Below are 17,036 nucleotides of genomic sequence, written 5' to 3'. Positions count from 1 at the left end.
GGCAGCGCATCTCACGGGGGCTTAGGCCCACCGACGCCGCTTCCCCCGGGCGGACACAATGGGGACCGTGAAGGGAGACGACGTGGAGGATCGCAACAAGGCGGGACGCCTGGAGCTGCTGGGCATGTCGTTCATGCTCATGTTCAGCTCGATCGGCGGACTGACCCTGGGGATCGTGTTCGTCGTCGCCCTCGGCCTGGTCCCGCTGTACATCGGCGTCCTCGGCCTGCTGGCCATCGCGCTGATGACCCGCCGGTTCGCCGACGTGCACCGGGTGTGGATCGGCCGCCGCCTCGGCATCGCCATCGAGCGCCCCTACCTGCCGCTGCCCGACATCGGCATGCACCAGCGCATCATGGTCATGTTCAAGGACCCCGCCACCTGGCGCGACCACGCCTGGCTATGGGTCAACGGCACCGTCGGCTTCACCATCACCGTGACCAACATCGCCCTCTTCGGCGGCGCGCTGTTCCAGCTGACGATGCCGCTGTGGTGGACGCTGTTCGACATCCCCGGCGAATGGGGCATGTTCGGCATCACCGGCGTCATGGCCGTCGACGACACCACCTCCGCCGCGGTCTACGGCATCCCCACCGGCCTGGTCTACCTCGGCCTGTGGTGGTGGCTCGGCCCGATCCTCCTGCGCTCCTACGGGCTGCTGTCCAAGGTCCTCCTCGGCCCCACCACCGAGACGCGCCTGGCCGACCGGGTCCGCGTCCTCACCGAGTCCCGCGCCGAGACCGTCGACACCCAGGCCGCCGAGATCCGCCGCATCGAACGCGACCTCCACGACGGCGCCCAGGCCCGCCTCGTCGCCCTCGGCATGAGCCTCGGCATGGCCGAGGAGATGATCGAACGCGACCCCAAGGCCGCCGCGAAACTCCTCGCCGAGGCCCGCGACAACAGCGTCGCCGCGCTCGTCGAGCTGCGCGACCTCGTCCGCGGCATCCACCCGCCCCTGCTGGCCGACCGGGGCCTGGACGGCGCCGTCCGCGCGCTCGCCCTCAACCACCCCGCCGACGTCGAGGTCGACATCGCCCTGCCCGGCCGCCCCCACGCGCCGGTGGAGTCGGCGGCCTACTTCGCCATCGCCGAGGCCCTCACCAACTCCGCGAAGTACTCCGGGGCGGCCCGGGCGTGGGTGCGCGTCATGTACGTCCGCGGGCAGCTGTCGATGCTCGTCGGCGACGACGGGCGCGGCGGGGCCTCCATCAGCCCCGGCGGCGGCCTCGACGGCATCGCCAAGCGCCTGTCCTCCTTCGACGGCACCCTCTCGGTGCGCAGCCCACTCGGCGGGCCCACGATCGTCACGATGGACATTCCCTGCGAGCTGATGTGAGGCGGACGGCGGTTAGGCTTCCGGTGACAACCGCATCCCTCGCCACCTCCCGGGAGCCGCCGTGCGAGCCGTCCTGGCCGAAGACCACGCCCTCCTGCGCGACGGTCTCATCCGACTCCTGACCGCGCACGACATCGAGGTCATCGACGCCGTCGACAACGGCCCGTCCCTGCAGGCCTCACTGCTGAAGAACCGGCCCGACGTCGCCGTCGTCGACGTCCGCCTCCCCCCGACCTTCACCGACGAGGGCGTGCGCGCCGCCATCGAGGCCCGCCAGCAGATCCCCGGCCTGCCCGTGCTCGTGCTGTCCCAGTACGTCGAGCAGCTCTACGCCCGCGAGCTGATGTCGGACCGCACCGGCGGCGTCGGCTACCTGCTCAAGGACCGCATCAGCAACATCGGCCAGTTCATCGACGCCGTCCACCGCGTCGCCTCCGGCGGCACCGTCATGGACCCCGAGGTCGTCGCGCAGCTCCTCACCGGACGCGGCCGCCAGGCCATCGACGACCTCACCGCCCGCGAGAAAGAGGTCCTGGGCCTCATGGCCGAGGGCCGCTCCAACGCCTCCATCGCGGCGAAGCTGTTCATCACCGAAAAGGCCGTCGGCAAACACACCGCCAACATCTTCCGCAAGCTGGAACTGCCGCCCTCCGAGGACGACAACCGGCGCGTCCTGGCGGTCCTGGCGTACTTGAACGGCTGACCCGGTCCACCCGGCCACCACGGACGGCGGTCTGCCACCCTAGGGGCATGACCTCCGCCGTGACCGAGCTCTTCCGCGCCGCCGTCCACGGCGACGCCGAAGGCATCGACCGCGCCACCTCCTCCCTCGACGCCGACGGCTGGGCCGGAGCGGTCCGCCCCATCCTGGCCGTCTTCGGGATGGCCGTGCAGCGCCGCTTCCCGCCCGACCACCACCGCGCCGACGTCATCCACTTCGTCGCCGACCACCGTGCCGCCGGCCACTACGACGTGTCCGCCGACCTCGCCGAACGCCTCATCCTGGTCGCCCTCGGGCAAGCCGAGATCGACCCCGACCTCGGCTTCGAAGAGGTCGTCACCCCGCAGATCGCGATGGCCGTGAAGATCCTGCGCGACGAGAAGCTCTCCGAGGCCGAACTCGACGCCTTCCTCACCGAAGCCGACGCGCGCGTGGCCGCCTGGCTCGCCGCCGAGGACTGACCCGGGCACCACCCCAACGCGCCCGCGCGGCGATCGTCGCGGCCCCGGACAACGGATAAGCTGCCCACGGCAGAACTGAGCCGACTCCCGAAGGGACCGAAGTGCACCGCATCCTCGCGCACGCAACCCCGCGCAACGTGGTCGTCTGGTCGGTGCTCGACACGGAACTGGCCGCCCGCGCGGCCCTGCGCCCGGCCCCCCTCTCGATCGTGGACGTCGGCGGCGGCACCGGCGGCATGGCCGTGCCGCTCGCCGAGGCCGGACACCACGTCACCGTGGTCGACACCAGCCCCAACGCCCTCGCCGGGCTCACCCGCCGCGCCACCGAGGCCGGCGTCGCCGACCGCATCACCGCCCTCCAGGGCGACGCCGACGACCTCGCCCAGGTCGTCCCCGCCGACGGCGCCGACCTCGTCCTCTGCCACAACGTGCTGGAAATGGTCGACGACCCCGACCGCGCCACCCGCTCCATCGCCGCCGTCACCCGCCCCGGCGGGGCCGTCAGCGTCCTGGTCGCCAACCGCGCCTCCGCCGTCCTCGCCCGCGCCCTCGGCGGGCACCTCCGCCTGGCCCGCGAGATCCTCGACGACCCCGACGGCCGCGCCGGAACCCGCGACACCCTCTCCCGCCGCTTCGAGCTGTCCGGCATCACCGGCCTCGTCGAAGCCGCCGGGCTCGCCGTCGAGCAGGTCCACGGCGTCCGCGTGCTCGCCGACCTCGTCCCCGGCGGCTCCGACACCGAAGGCGCCACCGCCGACGCCCTCCGCGACTTCGAGCTGGCCACCGCCGCCCGCCTGCCCTACCGCGACATCGCCAGCCAGCTGCACCTGCTCGCGCGCAGGCCCGTCACCGAGGACTGACGCGATGACCGGCGAACTCGACCCCAGGCCCCCGCGCTACGGCGAGGGCAGCCTCGCCGACATCCTCCCCTCCGCGCTCGCCCTGCTCGGCGTGCCCGGCGCCCCCGACACCCTCGGCCTGCGCGAAGGACCCCTCGCGGGCGTCCGCCGCGTCGCCGTCCTCCTCGTCGACGGACTCGGCTACCGGCTGCTGCCCAAGGCCGCCGCGGCCGGCGGCGCGCTCGCCGAGGTCGTCGCCGGGCGGCTGGGCTCACTGCGGGCGCTGACCGCCGGGTTCCCGTCCACGACACCGGTGAGCCTGGTCACGCTCGGCACGGGCGTCCCGCCCGGCGCGCACGGCGTGGTCGGCTTCACCCTGAACGTGCCCGGCACCGAACGGGTCCTCAACCACATCCGCTGGGACGGCGACCCCGACCCGGCACTCTGGCAGCCCCTGGAGACCCGCTTCCAGCGCGCCGCCGCCGACGGCGTGAGCGTGAGCGTGGTCTCCCGGCCCGAGTACGCCGGCTCCGGGCTGACCAACTCGGCGTTCCGGGGCGCGGCCTACCGGCCCGCCACCACCCCCGAAGAGGTCGCGACCGGCATGCGCGCGGCGCTCGCCGAGGGCGCGCGCTCCTTCGTCTACGGCTACCTGCCCGACGTCGACTCCAACGGGCACTACCACGGCATCGGCTCCCCGCAGTGGCTGTCGGCGGTGGGCCGGGTGGACCGGCTGATCGCGATGCTCGCCGACGGGCTGCCCTCCGACACCGCCGTGCTGGTCACCGCCGACCACGGCATGATCGACGTGCCCGACGACGCGCGAGTCGACCTGCGGGAACACCCCGAGCTGCGGCGCGGCGTGCGGGTCATCACCGGCGAGGCGCGCGTCCGCTACGTGCACACCGTGCCCGGCGCCGCCGGTGACGTGCGCGACGCCTGGCACGAGCGCCTCGGGAAGCAGGACGTGCTGGTCCTGACCCGCGAGGAGGCCGTCGACACCGGCTGGTTCGGGCCGGTCCCGCCGGGCAACCTGGAGCGGCTCGGGGACGTCATCGCCGTCTGCCACGGGCGCACCGTCATCCTCCACGTGCCCGAGAGCGACATGGAGGCCACCGACAAGCTGCGCGGCTACCACGGCTCCATCACCGCCGACGAGATGGAGATCCCGCTGATCGCCCTCCGCGGCGGGGCCTGATCTGTCGTACCCCGGGGTTAGTCTTCGCCGGTGACCAGCGCGATCTTGCACGTCGACATGGACGCGTTCTTCGCCTCGGTGGAGATGGCGCGCCACCCCGAGCTGCGCCACCGCCCGGTCATCGTGGGCGGGCTCGGACCGCGCGGGGTGGTCTCGGCCGCCAACTACGCCGCGCGCGCCTTCGGCGTGCACAGCGCGCTGCCCATGGCCATCGCCCGCCGCCGCTGCCCGCGCGGGGCCTACCTCCAGCCCGACGGCGCCGAGTACCGGCGCGTGTCCAAGGCCGTCATGCGGATCTTCCGCGACGTCACACCGCTGGTGGAGCCCCTGTCGGTGGACGAGGCCTTCCTGGACGTCACCGGCGCGCGGCGCCTGTTCGGCGAGCCGGTGGCGATCGCCCGGTCCATCCGCGAGCGGGTCGCCGCCGAGCACGGCATCACCTGCACCGTCGGCGTCGCGCAGACCAAGTTCATCGCCAAACTCGCCTCCACCAAGGCCAAACCCGACGGGCTGCTGGTCATCGAGCCCGACGGCGTCCTGGACTTCCTGCACCCCCTGCCCGTGTCGGACCTGTGGGGCGTGGGGGAGCGCACCGCGGCCTCCCTGGCCCGCCTGGGCCTCCACACCGTCGGCGACGTCGCCGCGCTGCCCGTGGCGCGCCTGAAGGCCGCCGTGGGGCAGGCCGCGGCCCTGCACCTGCACGAACTGGCCTCCGGCCGCGACGCGCGGGCGGTGACACCGCACCGCGAGGAGAAGTCGATCGGGGCCGAGGTCACCTTCGACGTCGACGTGAGCGACCCGGCCGTCCTGCGCAAGGCGCTGCTGGAGCTCTCCGACAAGGTCGCCGGGCGCGCCCGCCGCGCCGGGTACGCCGGGCGGACCGTCGCGGTGAAGATCCGCTTCGGCGACTTCCGCACCATCAGCCGCTCCAGGACCGTCCACGAACCCGTCGACGTCGCCCGCGACCTGTTCACCATGGCGCACGCCCTGGTCACCGAGAACGCCGAGGGCCACCCGCTGCGGCTGGTCGGCGTCCGGCTGGAAGGTCTCGTGGAGAGCGACCGGCTCGCCCGCCAGCCCGCGCTGGGTGAGCCCGAACACGGCTGGCGCCAGGCCGAGACCACCGTGGACGGCCTCCGGGAGCGCTTCGGATCCAAGGCCGTCCGCCCCGCCAGCCTTCTCGACCCCGCGCCGGGCGATCTCTAGGTAAAGTCGCATTGTCATCCGGGTACCGGATGGGTGTGACCGACCGTAGACTGGCGTGTGGACAGCTTCACGCGAGCTGCCTACGCTCCAACGTCCCTGTCGGATGGCCGACGTCGCAACCGGGGAGGAGTGCCGTGCCGCTTTCCGAGCATGAGCAGCGATTGTTCGAGGAGATCGAACGGTCGCTCGCCGACGACCCCAAATTCGCCTCCGCCGTCCGCGCGACCGATCCACGGCATCACGCGAAACGCAGGTATCTGGTCGCCGGCGCCATCGTCCTGACCGGGCTGGCGCTGCTGGTCCTGGGCGCGGTGAACCGCACCATCCCGCTCGGCGTCGCCGGCGCGGTGGTCATGTTCGCCGCCCTGTTCGTCCTGCGCCCACCGCGCCGCAAAGGCCGCCTCCGCTCCGTCGGCGGCTCCGCCTCGCGTCGCGTCTCCAAGCGCGGCAGCCTCGCCGACCGCCTCGAAGAACGCTGGCGCAAGCGCGGACTGCGCTGACCCTCACCGAGGGCCGGAGCCGGGGGCGTGTCGTGGGGAAGCGGTACGCCCTCTCTCGTGCCCACCACCGTGCCCGCAACCCGGTTGCGAGGACCGGGGAGGCACCCGCTAGGCTGTGTCCTGCGAGTGATCACGAGGACGATTAGCTCAGCGGGAGAGCACTTCCCTGACACGGAAGGGGTCACTGGTTCAATCCCAGTATCGTCCACCGATGAAGCCCCGGGCCGATGGCCCGGGGCTTTTCGCATGCCCGGGGGGCTCGCCGGGACGCGCGGGCGTCCACATCGGCCGGTCCCCGGGCGGCCCCATGCCCGGCGCCGCGTCGCCGCGCGCCGTGCCGTCCCACCCCCGCACCGCCACCGCGAAGAACCGGTGCGGCGCGTCGTCGTAGGTGCGCAGCCGCCAGCCGGTGCGTTCGGCCGCCGCGCGCAGCGGGGCCTCGGAGAGGACCTCGTCGTCGCGGACGACGCGGCGGTGGCGGGCGGCGAGGGCGGCTCGGCCGGTGGGGTGGAACAGGATCATGAGCCCGCCGGGCGCGGTGACGCGGGCGAGTTCGCGCAGGCCGGTGCCGAGTTCGGGCAGGTGGGGGAGGAGCCCGGCGGCGACGATCGTGCCGAGGGAGGCGGCGGCGAGCGGGAGCCGGTGGGCGTCGGCCGGCAGGAGGGTGGCGCGGGCGGCCCAGGCGATCGCGGCGGTGTAGGCGGGCATGTCGTCGCCGCGCCTGGTGTCCCAGGTGTGGGCGTGGGCGGCGAAGAAGGCGCGGGGTGAGGTGGCGGATCACGGGCCGGCCGGGGTCGCGCAGGTCGATGACGATGTCGGCGTCGTGATGGCGTCCGGGGGCGGCGGACGCGGTGCGCAGCCAGATCACCACGTCCCAGCGCCCGGCGGGCGGGCGGCCGCGCCAGAGGGGGCCGTCGGCGAGGGCGATGGTGCGGCCGTTCTGCTCGGTGTACCGGGCGTCCTCGTCGGCCAGGGGCGTGCGGCCGGACGGGCGGACGCAGAAGCGCCCGGCCGCGTGCAGGGTCCCGGCGAGCCGGTCGGCGACCAGGGGCGCGTGCCCGTCGCCGTCGACGATGACGCGGGCGGGGCCGTCGGGGATGACGGCGGCCAGGTTGTCCAGCAGCTCGCACCAGCGATCGGCGCGCTCGGCGGCCGTCGGTGTCTCCTCACCATCATGCGGTTGCCGGGGCGGGAAGGCCAGAGGCCTGGCGGATGCGCGTTGGCCGAGCGATATCGGCCGCATCTGCGGAAGGGGAGCGTCAGTGGTGGAAGCCGGGCCGGGTCCCCCCGGTGGGCATCGGGCCGGTCAGGGCGTCCAGGTAGGCGACCTCGGCGCGCAGGTCGGCCAGGAACGCCTGCGCCAGGTCGAGGCTGAGGCCGTTGCGGACGACGACGCGCTGCACGGTGAGCTCGGTCAGGTCGGCCGGCATCGGGTAGGCCGGGACGAGCCAGCCGCGGGCGCGCAGGCGGTCGGAGAGGTGGTAGAGGTTCCAGTTGGCGGTGTGGCCGTCCTTGAGGCGCCAGGCGAAGACGGGGATGTCGCGCCCGTCGTTCCACAGCTCGAAGGGCGCCATCGCGCCGATTCGCGCCGACAGGTGCAGGGCGACGTCCTGGCAGGTCTTCTGGACCCGGTGGTAGCCCTCGCGGCCCAGGCGCAGGAACAGGTAGTACTGCATGAGGACCTGCGCGCCGGGGCGGGAGAAGTTCAGCGCGAGGGTCGGCATGTCCCCGCCCAGGTAGCTCACCCGGAAGATGAGGTCCTCGGGCAGCGCGGCGGTGTCGCGCCAGACCACCCATCCCACGCCCGGGTACACCAGGCCGTACTTGTGCCCCGAGGTGCTGATGGACGCCACCCGTGCCACCCGGAAGTCCCACACCAGGCTCGTCTGGAGGAACGGCGCGATGAACGCGCCGGAGGCCCCGTCGACGTGGATGGGCACGTCCAGGCCGGTGGCCTCCTGGACGCGGTCCAGCGCGGCGGCGATCTCGGCCACCGGCTCGTACATGCCGGTGTAGGTGACCCCGAGGACGGCGACCACGCCGATGGTGTTCTCGTCGACGTAGTCGTCCAGGTCGTGCCCGTCGAGCACCTTGTGCTCCAGCGAGATCGGCACGAAGCGCGGCTCGACGTCCCAGTAGGCGCAGAACTTCTCCCAGCACACCTGGACCGCGCTGGACAGCACCAGGTTGGGCCGGTCGGCCGGTCTCCCGGCGGCGCGCCGGGCGTGCTGCCAGCGGCGTTTGAGCGCCAGGCCGCCCAGCATGCACGCCTCGGAGGACCCGATGGTCGAGGTGCCGATGGTGTTCCGGGGATCGGGGGCGTGCCACAGGTCGGCGAGCATCGTCCAGCAGCGCGTCTCGATCGCGGCGGTGGACGGGTACTCGTCCTTGTCGATCATGTTCTTGCCGGCCGCCTCGGCGTAGATCCGGGCGGCCTGCGGGTCCATCCACGTGCTCACGAAGGTGGCCAGGTTGAGCCTGGCGTTCCCGTCCAGCATCGCCTCGTCGTGCACGATCTGGTAGGCCGTCTCCGGCAGCGACTCGCGGTCGGGCAGCGTGAAACGGGACAGCTCGGTGGCCTCGCCCGGCCGCGCGAACAGCGGGTTGAGGGCGACGACGTCGCGGAGGTCCGGCTCGGCCCCGCGTCTGGCGCTGGTCATGGGCGCTCCGATCTGCCGAGCCGGACGGGCCGGGGCGCCCGGGAACGGTGTCATCGCCCCGGCCGTCGGTGTCGCCACCGGTGATCATGAAACTACTGCACGTCCGCCCGGGTGTCCGTGAGTGACGGAAACCCGCGGCGTCTCGGGGAAGACCCCGAGGCCGGTTACGGGTGATCACCGATGGCGCCGACGGGCTCGGAGCGGCAGAGTTGATCTTGTCATCGACGCCGTCCACTCTGGAGGAAGCACATGCGCATCGGCTTGGCCGCGACGACTCTCGTACTGACCGCCGCACTGGCCGTGGGGGCCGCCGCGCCCGCCGGGGCGGCGAGACCCGACCCCGTGCGTCAGGGGCTGGACGCCCTGGTGGGCGCCGACGGCGTCCCGGGCGCGCTGGCGACGGTGACCGGGCGGGACGGGCGCACCCGCGTCTACACCGCCGGTGAGGACGTGCCGCGCGACGGGCGGATCCGGATCGGCAGCGTCACCAAGTCCTTCACCGCCGTGGTGGTGCTGCAACTCGCCGGTGAGGGCGCGATCGAGCTCGACAAGCCGGTGGAGAAGTACCTGCCGGGCCTGCTGCGGGGCGAGGGCGTCGACGGGAACGCCATCACCGTGCGCATGCTGCTGAACCACACCAGCGGGCTGCCCGACTACGAGCTGGACGTCACCGACGACATCATCGCCGGGCGCTACTACGAGCCCCGCGACGCGCTGGACGTGGCCCTGCGCCACCCGGCCGAGTTCACCCCCGGCACGTCCTGGAAGTACAGCAACACCAACTTCCTGGTCGCCGGGCTGGTGGTCCAGAAGATCACCGGGCGTCCCTTCGCCGAGGAGCTCGACCGTCGCGTCCTGAAGCCGGCCGGGCTGGCGCACACCTACTTCCCGGCGCCCGGCGAGACCGAGATCCGGGGACGGCACCCGCGTGGGTACCGCGAGCAGGTCCCGGGCGGCCCCCGGCGCGACGTCACCGACATCGACCCGTCCGCGGCCTGGACGGCCGGCGCGATGGTGTCGACCAACTCCGACCTCGCCCGGTTCTACGACGAGGTGCTCACCGGCGACCTCGTGCCCGATTCCCTGCGCGACGACCTGCTCACCCCGGCGCCGAACGGGCCGTCCGGCTACGCCTACGGGCTGGGCGTGATGAACTTCCCGCTGTCGTGCGGTGGGAGCTACTGGGGCCACTACGGCGGCATTCCCGGCTTCCTGACCTTCAGCGGCGCCGTCGGCGACGGGCGCTCGGCCAGCATCGCGGTCAACCTGGAGACCGCCGGGGGCTCCGAGATTCCCGGGCACGCCGTCGCCGTCCTGGACGCGGCCCTCTGCCGCTGAGGCCGCGTGGATGAACGGCGTCGTTAACACGCCGTTCATCCACCACAGTGGACGATGTGGCGGCCTTGCCGGAACCTCGCTCCGGCCTAGCCGCGCGGTCCTAACTTCCCCTCAGGCGCGCACGCGCGCCGCACCCGGAAAGGGGATGCCATGACCGCGTCGGCCGAAGTGGACGACCCCCTCCTGTCCTATCAGGAGTTCATGGAGAAGCTGCGGCGTCTCACCATCACCGCCAAATCGCCCGACCAGACGGTCAGAGTGACCTACGGGTACTCGGGGAGCCGGGTCGAACTGGGCTCGCGCGGCACCCGCGGCCACACCGAGGAGACGCTGTCCCGGCAGATCAGCGCGGCCCTGGAGGCCAGCCAGCACGGTTACCAGCGGGCGATCGCGCTGCTCTTCGAGCAGGTCACAGGGGAGCGGCCGCCCGCGAAGGAACCGGACAAGGATTCGCCGGCCGCCGTGTACCGGGACTCCCTCGACGCCATCGCGATCGAGACGGTCTCCCCGCGCGGGCTGGTCAAGGTCGGGCGCAGCGGCGTCACCGGCATCAGGCTCATCATCCGGCCGAGGACGCTGTCCCTGGGGACGGTGCCCGACGAGGAGCTGATGGCCGAGGTCAACGCCGCCGTGCGCGGCGCCGAAGAGGAGTACACCAGGAAGTTCGAGGTCGCCAAGGCGAACTCGCTGAGGAAGGACGTCTGATGGGTGGAGAACTCGTCGCTCCGGTGGAGCAGTTACGGCAGGTCGGGTACGAGCTGCTGCCGAAGGCCGCCGGTGAGGCGGCCAAGCTCACCGGGTTCCTGGCCGGCGCGCCCAACTCGGGACCGGGCGGGCGTTTGGCGGCCGAACTGGCCAACGCCGCCTACAACGTGTTCGCCGAGAGCGCCGACCGCATCAACGACTCGGCCATCGCGGTGTGCAAGATCGCCAACGGGTACGAGCTGACCGACAACCTGAACTCCGAGAAGATGCCGAAGCTCGGCGACGTGACCGAGCAGCCCAAGGTCGACCCGCGAACGAGCCGGTTCTAGGAGGCCGCCGGGATGCACACCACGAGCGAGGTCATCGCCGAGATCGCCAACACCAAGAACGCCCTCTACAAATGCTGGGCGTTCCTGACCAGCACCTACAACGGCCAGGCGCACGCGGCCCCGTCCTGGGCCATGGGGCACTGGATCGAGACCGAGTACGGCAAGATCGACGTGGCCTTCGGCTGGGTCATGGACATTCCCGAGGCCGCGGTCTACGACGACTTCCACGGCCGCGCGGTCAAGGCCAGCGACTTCGTCAAGACCACCACCTACGGCTCGCCGGCCAGCTCCATCGCCGACAAGGTCGGCAACTGGACCGGTACGGCCGCCACCAACTTCCACACCGTCTTCATCAAGTCGATGGAAGGCTCGGTGGCCAACCAGCGTGAGCTGCTGGCGGCCGTGGCCAACGCCTACGGCGGCGTCCAATCGCTGTGCCACATGGCCTATGACGCGGCCATCAACGTCGCCAAGGAGGGCCAGAAGGCCTACCAGAACGCCAATGAGGGCAAGGGCGGCGGCGGGAGCAACGACGGCGTCAAGATGTTCGCCAACGTGGTCAACGTCGTCACCGGCGTCGCGGCCGCGGCGGCGGGCGCGGCCACCGGCGGCGCGACCCTGGCCCTGTACCTCGGTAGCGCCTCGGCGATCTCCGGGTTCGTGGCCAACGTCATCAGCGACGGCGACGCCAAGATGCCCGAGATCCACGGCTCCGACCCCATCGAAGTCACCGACAGCTTCGTCCAGGCCATGATCAAGGCCTCCGAGAAGCACCAGAAGAGCGTGAAGGACTGGGAGACCAAGACCCAGGAGGACCTCGCGAAGGTGACCAAGAGCCCCGAGACCATGCTCCTGCCGATCCGGCCCAAGATCGCCCCCGGATAGGGGCGCCAGGGGAGACGCGGGGCGGGACGGTGGAGGATCCCGCCCCGCGTGGCCCCTCACGGGAAAGGGGCCGGTCGCCCGGCCCCTCCCTCGTCCCGTCAGCCCGCCGGGACGAACACCGGGTCGACCCAGTACGAGCTGTCCCGCCAGCTGCCGTGCAGCTGCTCGCCGTTCTCGTCGTAGCGGTACACGTACCGGTACGAGCTGCCGACCGCGGTGATCGGCCCGCTGGTGATGGGCCCGCCGGCGAAGACGTCGTAGGTGTAGGCGTACGTGCCGCCGAAGGCGGTGTAGGTGGCGTGGTAGACGACGCCGGGCACGACCGCCCACGGGTAGGACAGCGTCACCGTCTGCCAGCCGGAGTCGGTCTCGTCGGCGGGCGCGAGGGGCTCGCTGGCGCCGAGGCTGGGCTGATCGGTCGGCCCGACGAGCACCCATCGGTCGCCGTCGGCGCGCTCATTGCCCTCGCCCTTGTAGAAGCGGACGGCGGTGATCGTGCCGGGCTCGGAGACGGTGAACTCGGTGGACAGGCTCACCGCGTCGGTGTCGAAGGTGGCCACCGAGTGGTCGGGCGTCGCGTCGCCCCAGATGTCGTAGGACACCGGGTCGGCCGCGGCGGTCGTGGGGGTCGCCAGGGCCGCGATGGCGGCGACGGCGAGGGTCAGGATCATGCGCTTTCGTGGCATGCGGCGGAGCGTACCGACTATCCACAATGGACGGGGTTACGCGCGATGAACGTTCCGGCGGGCGTTCGCGCCCGCCGGAACGGCCCGCCGGTCAGTCCTCGCGCTGGACCTCGTGCATCAGCTCCACGGGACGGAACCCGAAGGCGGCGTTCACGTGGCGCATCGCGTCGTTGCTCCCGGCGGTCCAGGTGTGCACCCGCCGGGACGCGGGGTGCTCGCGCTCCAGGATCTCCAGGTTGCGGACCTTCATCGCCGCGCCCAGCCGGTGCCCGCGGTGCCCGGCGATGACGAGGGTGTCGTCCTGGTAGACGTCGCTGGGCCGGTGCCCGGGGACGAACATGAGGCTGTACCCGGCGAAGGCACCGTCGGCGGCGCGGGCGGCGGTGGTGATCGAGGTGAACCCGGAGGCCGCCAGGCGCTCCTCGCTGGTGCGCAGGCGGGCCTCGTCCCAGATCACCGGCTCGTGGCCGAGGGTCCCGGTGGGGACCTCGTTGCTCATGGTGGTGCGCATGACGGCGTAGGCGCCGATGTGCTCGTCCGGGCAGGCGCCCGACCAGGAGACGAAGGTGTAGCCGTCGGCGGGCGCCGACGCGCGCAGCTCGCCGAGGGCGGCGAGGGGCAGGTCGAGGACGAAGCGGTTCTCCTCGTGCTCGGTGACGAAACCGAACTTCGCGGCGAACAGCGAGCCGCCGAAGGTCTCCGGGGTCGCACCGGCCGGGATGTTCACCTCGGCGCAGTGGACGCTCCGCCCCAGGCCGGTGGCGTGGCGGTGGCCGTGCTCGAAGAGCGCGGTGCCCACGCCCTCGCGGCGGTGCGCGGGGGCGACGGCCAGCTCCCAGTTGGCCAGGTTCCGGTTCTCCTTGAGGGGGAAGTCCAGGCGCAGCGCGCCGAGTACCTCGCCGTCGGCGACGGCGGCGAACAGCGCGGTGTCGAAGTTGGGGCTGGGGGAGCGCAGGTTGACCGCGATCTCCTCGTAGGCCGACAGGAGAGGGTGGACGCGTCCCTCGGCCTCACCGGCGTGCTTGACCTCGAACCAGCCGCGCAGCGCGGCGTCATCGTGGGGATCGACTTGGCGGATCTCGGGCAACGCGATGCTCCTCGTGCTCGCACGGCCGTGGGGCCGTGGCGGCGTGATCTTGCCGTGCGGGCCGATCATGGCGATGGGATCGCCTGCGCGCAAAGGGTTTTAACCCCGCCGGGGGCGTGCCCGCGATGCCGCTGGGGACGAGGCCGGTGGGGGAGTCCACGCCGGCATGCCGCCGGGATCGCCGTCCCCCTCCAGCGCATGCGGGGCGCGAAGGGACGCCTGCTCGGCGAGGTCGCCCGCGCCCGGCGCGCCGGGGACGGCCTCCACGGCGTCACGCTCATGCGCGGCACCTTGGTGGAGCCCTCCGCGAGGCCGGCCGCCGCGTCACTTCGCCCGCCGACGGCATCTGGTCGGCCACGCGCGCCCACTTCCTCCCCGCGCCCCGCCACGCCGGGCTGTACAGCGTGTCCGGCTTCAGCGACGCCGCCACCGAACCCGGCGTGTTCACCATGACCCTCGCCGCTCCTGGGCCCGCCCGCGTCCTGGCCGCCGCCACCGGCGCCGGGCGGCCCGTCCACCACCACACCCTCGGCGAGATCGCGCACCGGCACGACGACCGCGTCGTGCTCGCCGGCGCCCTCGCCGCCCACGGCCCCGGTCGCGGCCCGCGCGCCGCGCGTGTCGAAGGTCCTCAAGGCCGCCGGGGACGACACCGGCGCCAAGCCGCCGGGCCGCTGCGGCGGGGCTGGAACGAGCTGCTGACGGGCGTCTTCCCGCCGTGCTTCTGCGAGCGCGCCACCGCCCGGCTGTACGGTTTCGGCCCGGCCGCCGGGGTCCCGGTGGCGTCGTGATCGCCGACGCCGCAAGGAATTCACCCGCACCGTCGGCGAGGCCCTGCTCGCCCCGGCGGCCCGTGGCGTCTAGGCTGTCGCGCTATGACCGATGAGCCGGAGCGGGCCTTCGCGCTCGCGTGGAAGAACCGCCGCGTGTTCGCCACCCGGGAGAACTGGCCCGAGGGCGCCCTCGACTCCTGCGAGGCCATCGAGCGGGAGTTCCCCAATGTCCACCCCGTGTGGCACAAGGGCGGGTGGCCCGGCGCGTGGAGCGAGCGCGGCTTCTACGCCACCGTGCGCGGGCTGCCCGGGTCCGGGCGCACGATCTACGCGCCGACGGCCGAGGAGCTGCACGGCAAGATCGCCGCGCTCCCGGCGGCGCAGCGCGGCGCCTAACCGTTCAGGTACCGCAGGACGGCCAGGACGCGCCGGTTGCCTTCTTCGTCGTCGGTGAGCCCGAGCTTGCCGAACATCGAGGTCGTGTACTTGCCGATGGCGCTCTCGCTGAGGAACAGCCTGCGCCCGATCGCCTGGTTGGACAGGCCCTCGGCCATCAGCGCCAGCACCTCGTGCTCGCGGCCGGTGAGGCCCGCCAGGCGGCGCGGCCCGTCCCCGGTGGACAGCAGGCGGGTGATGACGGCGGGGTCCATGGCGGTCCCGCCGGCCGCGACGCGTTCGAGGGCGTCGACGAACTGGTCGGCGTCGAAGACGCTCTCCTTGAGGAAGTAGCCCACGCCCCGGCCGCCGTCGGCGAGGAGCTCACCGGCGTAGAGCCGCTCGACGTGCTGCGACAGGATCAGCACCGGCAGCCCCGGGACCTCCTTGCGGGCGGCGAGGGCCGCGCGCAGGCCCTCGTCGGATTGCGCCGGGGGCATCCGCACGTCCACGACGGACACCTCCGGGCGGTGCTCCAGCAGCGCCGCCAGGGTCTCGGGACCGGTGGTGGCGGTGGCGACGATCTCGTGACCGTAGGCCTCCAGGAGGCGGCACAGGCCGTCGCGCAGGAGGTACAGGTCCTCGGCTATCAGGATCCGCATGGCACCGCCATTCTCGCGCTCGACGGGCCGGTGATCTCCAGGACCCCGTCGAAGACGGCCAGGCGCCGCCGCAGCCCGTCCAGCCCGCCGCCGGGACGCACCTCCGCGCCGCCGCGCCCGTCGTCGGAGACGGTGACCACGACGTCCTTCCCGGTGCGCTCGATGGTGATGACGACCTTGTCCGCGCGGCCGTGCTTGGCGGCGTTGGTCAGCAGCTCGGCGACGCCGAAGTAGAGCGCCGACTCCACCGGCGTCTCCGGCCGCGCGATGTCCGCCGCGCGCACCACGACTTCTAGGGGGCGCTCCAGGGCCAGCGCGCGGACGGCGTCGACGAGGCCGCGCTCGCTGAGCACCGGCGGGTTGACGCCCCGGACGAGCTCGCGCAGCTCCGACAGGGACGTCGCCGCGCCCTTGCGGGCCTCCCGCAGCACCTCCATCGCGCGGCCGGGGTCGGTGGCCATCAGCTTCTCCACCGTCGCCAGGGAGATCCCGAGGGCCACCAGGCGGGCCTGCGCGCCGTCGTGGAGGTCGCGCTCGATGCGGCGGATCTCGGCGGCCTGCGCGACGGTGGCGTCCGCGCGCTGCGCCGTCAGCTCTTCCACGCGCTCGGCGAGCGCGGCCGCGGGGGAGGGACGCAGCAGCGGTACCGCCACCGGAGGCACCGCCCGCCACGCGAAGGGCGCCGAGAGCACGGCGACGACCAGGGCCACCGCGCCCACGACCGGGGCGCCCAGGGCGAAGGCGACCGCGGCCACCACGACGCCCGCCGGGGGAACGGCGGCCACGAGGCCCACAGTGAGCGGCGCGACGACGGCGAACAGCAGGTCCCGCCAGGTCGCCGGATCGCTCCAGCGCATTCGCATCCGCCGGTCCATCAGCGCGTCCCGCTCGCTGTCGTGGTAGCCATAGCCGTTCCACCAGAAGCCGGTCGACATCCGCACCACCGGCGGCGGCTCGCGGCGCGCGTCGGGCATCGCCTCACCGGTCCAGCCCGCGATCAGCGCCCGCGCCCAGCGCGCCACCGGCCGCGAGACCGCCACCAGCACCGGGAACGCGATGACCGCCACCGCGATCCACGTCCACGGATTGGCGAACCACCACCACACCAGCCCGGCCGCACCGGCCCACACCGCGCATACGGGCGAGAACACCGCCACCACGGCGGCCGACCGGGCGAAACCCGTGGTCCACGTCTTCATGGGCACCACTCTGCACGAGGTGATCACCCGTTCCCAAGGGCTCGGCGACGGGAGTGGGCCTGGCCCCACCCGG

Annotated in this window: 19 protein-coding genes and 1 tRNA gene; 14 read left to right on the top strand and 6 right to left on the bottom strand. The window is 72.9% G+C overall.

Going from position 1 to position 17,036, the window contains the following annotated elements; genetic code table 11:
* The first annotated feature begins 67 nt into the window (after positions 1-67).
* The 8 genes from QSK10_RS01195 (at position 68) to QSK10_RS01160 (ending at position 6,472) form a co-directional block, all read left to right on the top strand.
* Positions 68-1,339: a sensor histidine kinase gene (locus tag QSK10_RS01195; protein WP_285660664.1), complete on the top strand. Its 1,272-nt coding sequence runs from the start codon at positions 68-70 to the stop codon at positions 1,337-1,339.
* A gap of 61 nt (positions 1,340-1,400) precedes the next feature.
* Positions 1,401-2,042, top strand: a complete 642-nt coding sequence (locus tag QSK10_RS01190) for a LuxR C-terminal-related transcriptional regulator (RefSeq protein ID WP_285660663.1) — start codon at positions 1,401-1,403, stop codon at positions 2,040-2,042.
* A gap of 47 nt (positions 2,043-2,089) precedes the next feature.
* Complete coding sequence (locus QSK10_RS01185; protein WP_285660662.1) at positions 2,090-2,521, top strand: hypothetical protein; 432 nt, start codon at positions 2,090-2,092, stop codon at positions 2,519-2,521.
* A gap of 101 nt (positions 2,522-2,622) precedes the next feature.
* On the top strand, positions 2,623-3,381 hold the full coding sequence (locus QSK10_RS01180) for a methyltransferase domain-containing protein (protein WP_285660661.1): 759 nt from the start codon (positions 2,623-2,625) through the stop codon (positions 3,379-3,381).
* Between the two features lie 4 nt (positions 3,382-3,385).
* Positions 3,386-4,558, top strand: a complete 1,173-nt coding sequence (locus tag QSK10_RS01175) for an alkaline phosphatase family protein (RefSeq protein WP_285660660.1) — start codon at positions 3,386-3,388, stop codon at positions 4,556-4,558.
* Between the two features lie 30 nt (positions 4,559-4,588).
* Positions 4,589-5,764 carry a DNA polymerase IV gene (gene dinB, locus QSK10_RS01170; protein WP_285660659.1) on the top strand — a complete coding sequence of 392 codons (1,176 nt, stop codon included), beginning with the start codon at positions 4,589-4,591 and terminating at the stop codon, positions 5,762-5,764.
* Between the two features lie 134 nt (positions 5,765-5,898).
* Positions 5,899-6,264: an SCO2097 family morphological protein gene (locus QSK10_RS01165; protein WP_285660658.1), complete on the top strand. Its 366-nt coding sequence runs from the start codon at positions 5,899-5,901 to the stop codon at positions 6,262-6,264.
* A 136-nt stretch (positions 6,265-6,400) separates the two neighbouring features.
* Positions 6,401-6,472 (top strand) — tRNA-Val (locus QSK10_RS01160).
* Here the strand turns inward: QSK10_RS01160 and QSK10_RS01155 are convergent.
* Positions 6,454-6,972 carry a class I SAM-dependent methyltransferase gene (locus tag QSK10_RS01155; protein ID WP_285660657.1) on the bottom strand — a complete coding sequence of 173 codons (519 nt, stop codon included), beginning with the start codon at positions 6,970-6,972 and terminating at the stop codon, positions 6,454-6,456. The genes QSK10_RS01160 and QSK10_RS01155 overlap by 19 nt on opposite strands.
* Before the next feature lie 551 nt (positions 6,973-7,523).
* Positions 7,524-8,924: a glutamate decarboxylase gene (gene gad, locus QSK10_RS01150; RefSeq protein ID WP_285660656.1), complete on the bottom strand. Its 1,401-nt coding sequence runs from the start codon at positions 8,922-8,924 to the stop codon at positions 7,524-7,526.
* Between the two features lie 249 nt (positions 8,925-9,173).
* Between gad and QSK10_RS01145 the strand changes: the two genes are divergently transcribed.
* The 4 genes from QSK10_RS01145 (at position 9,174) to QSK10_RS01130 (ending at position 12,181) form a co-directional block, all read left to right on the top strand.
* Positions 9,174-10,262: a serine hydrolase domain-containing protein gene (locus QSK10_RS01145; protein ID WP_285660654.1), complete on the top strand. Its 1,089-nt coding sequence runs from the start codon at positions 9,174-9,176 to the stop codon at positions 10,260-10,262.
* A 150-nt stretch (positions 10,263-10,412) separates the two neighbouring features.
* Positions 10,413-10,967 (top strand): hypothetical protein, encoded by a 555-nt coding sequence (locus tag QSK10_RS01140; RefSeq protein ID WP_285660653.1) that lies wholly within the window; start codon positions 10,413-10,415, stop codon positions 10,965-10,967.
* Entirely contained in the window at positions 10,967-11,296 is a 330-nt protein-coding gene (locus QSK10_RS01135; RefSeq protein ID WP_285660652.1) for a hypothetical protein, read from the top strand. The genes QSK10_RS01140 and QSK10_RS01135 overlap by 1 nt, the downstream gene beginning before the upstream one ends.
* A gap of 12 nt (positions 11,297-11,308) precedes the next feature.
* Positions 11,309-12,181, top strand: coding sequence for a hypothetical protein (locus QSK10_RS01130; RefSeq protein WP_285660651.1), 873 nt, complete (start codon positions 11,309-11,311; stop codon positions 12,179-12,181).
* 98 nt (positions 12,182-12,279) lie between these two features.
* On the opposite strand, the gene QSK10_RS01125 is transcribed toward QSK10_RS01130, so the two are convergent.
* Entirely contained in the window at positions 12,280-12,867 is a 588-nt protein-coding gene (locus tag QSK10_RS01125) for a DUF4082 domain-containing protein (protein WP_285660650.1), read from the bottom strand.
* A gap of 91 nt (positions 12,868-12,958) precedes the next feature.
* Positions 12,959-13,954 carry a GNAT family N-acetyltransferase gene (locus tag QSK10_RS01120; RefSeq protein ID WP_285660649.1) on the bottom strand — a complete coding sequence of 332 codons (996 nt, stop codon included), beginning with the start codon at positions 13,952-13,954 and terminating at the stop codon, positions 12,959-12,961.
* Between the two features lie 404 nt (positions 13,955-14,358).
* Between QSK10_RS01120 and QSK10_RS01115 the strand changes: the two genes are divergently transcribed.
* Together QSK10_RS01115 and QSK10_RS01110 are read left to right on the top strand one after the other, a co-directional pair.
* Positions 14,359-14,745: a hypothetical protein gene (locus tag QSK10_RS01115; protein WP_285660648.1), complete on the top strand. Its 387-nt coding sequence runs from the start codon at positions 14,359-14,361 to the stop codon at positions 14,743-14,745.
* 84 nt (positions 14,746-14,829) lie between these two features.
* Entirely contained in the window at positions 14,830-15,123 is a 294-nt protein-coding gene (locus QSK10_RS01110) for a hypothetical protein (protein WP_285660647.1), read from the top strand.
* On the opposite strand, the gene QSK10_RS01105 is transcribed toward QSK10_RS01110, so the two are convergent.
* Both QSK10_RS01105 and QSK10_RS01100 read right to left on the bottom strand, forming a co-directional pair.
* Positions 15,120-15,764, bottom strand: coding sequence for a response regulator transcription factor (locus tag QSK10_RS01105; RefSeq protein WP_285660646.1), 645 nt, complete (start codon positions 15,762-15,764; stop codon positions 15,120-15,122). The two genes, QSK10_RS01110 and QSK10_RS01105, sit on opposite strands and share 4 nt — an antisense overlap.
* The gene (locus QSK10_RS01100; protein ID WP_285660645.1) at positions 15,752-16,963 is read right to left on the bottom strand and encodes a sensor histidine kinase; all 1,212 of its coding nucleotides are present in this window, start codon (positions 16,961-16,963) and stop codon (positions 15,752-15,754) included. Before QSK10_RS01100 ends, QSK10_RS01105 begins: the two co-directional genes overlap by 13 nt.
* Between the last annotated feature and the right edge of the window lie 73 nt (positions 16,964-17,036).

This window comes from Actinorhabdospora filicis (genome assembly GCF_030269765.1).
Taxonomy (GTDB): domain Bacteria; phylum Actinomycetota; class Actinomycetes; order Mycobacteriales; family Micromonosporaceae; genus Actinorhabdospora; species Actinorhabdospora filicis.
Note: the sequence above shows the minus strand (reverse complement) of the source record. Positions and strands in the feature narration are given on the sequence as shown.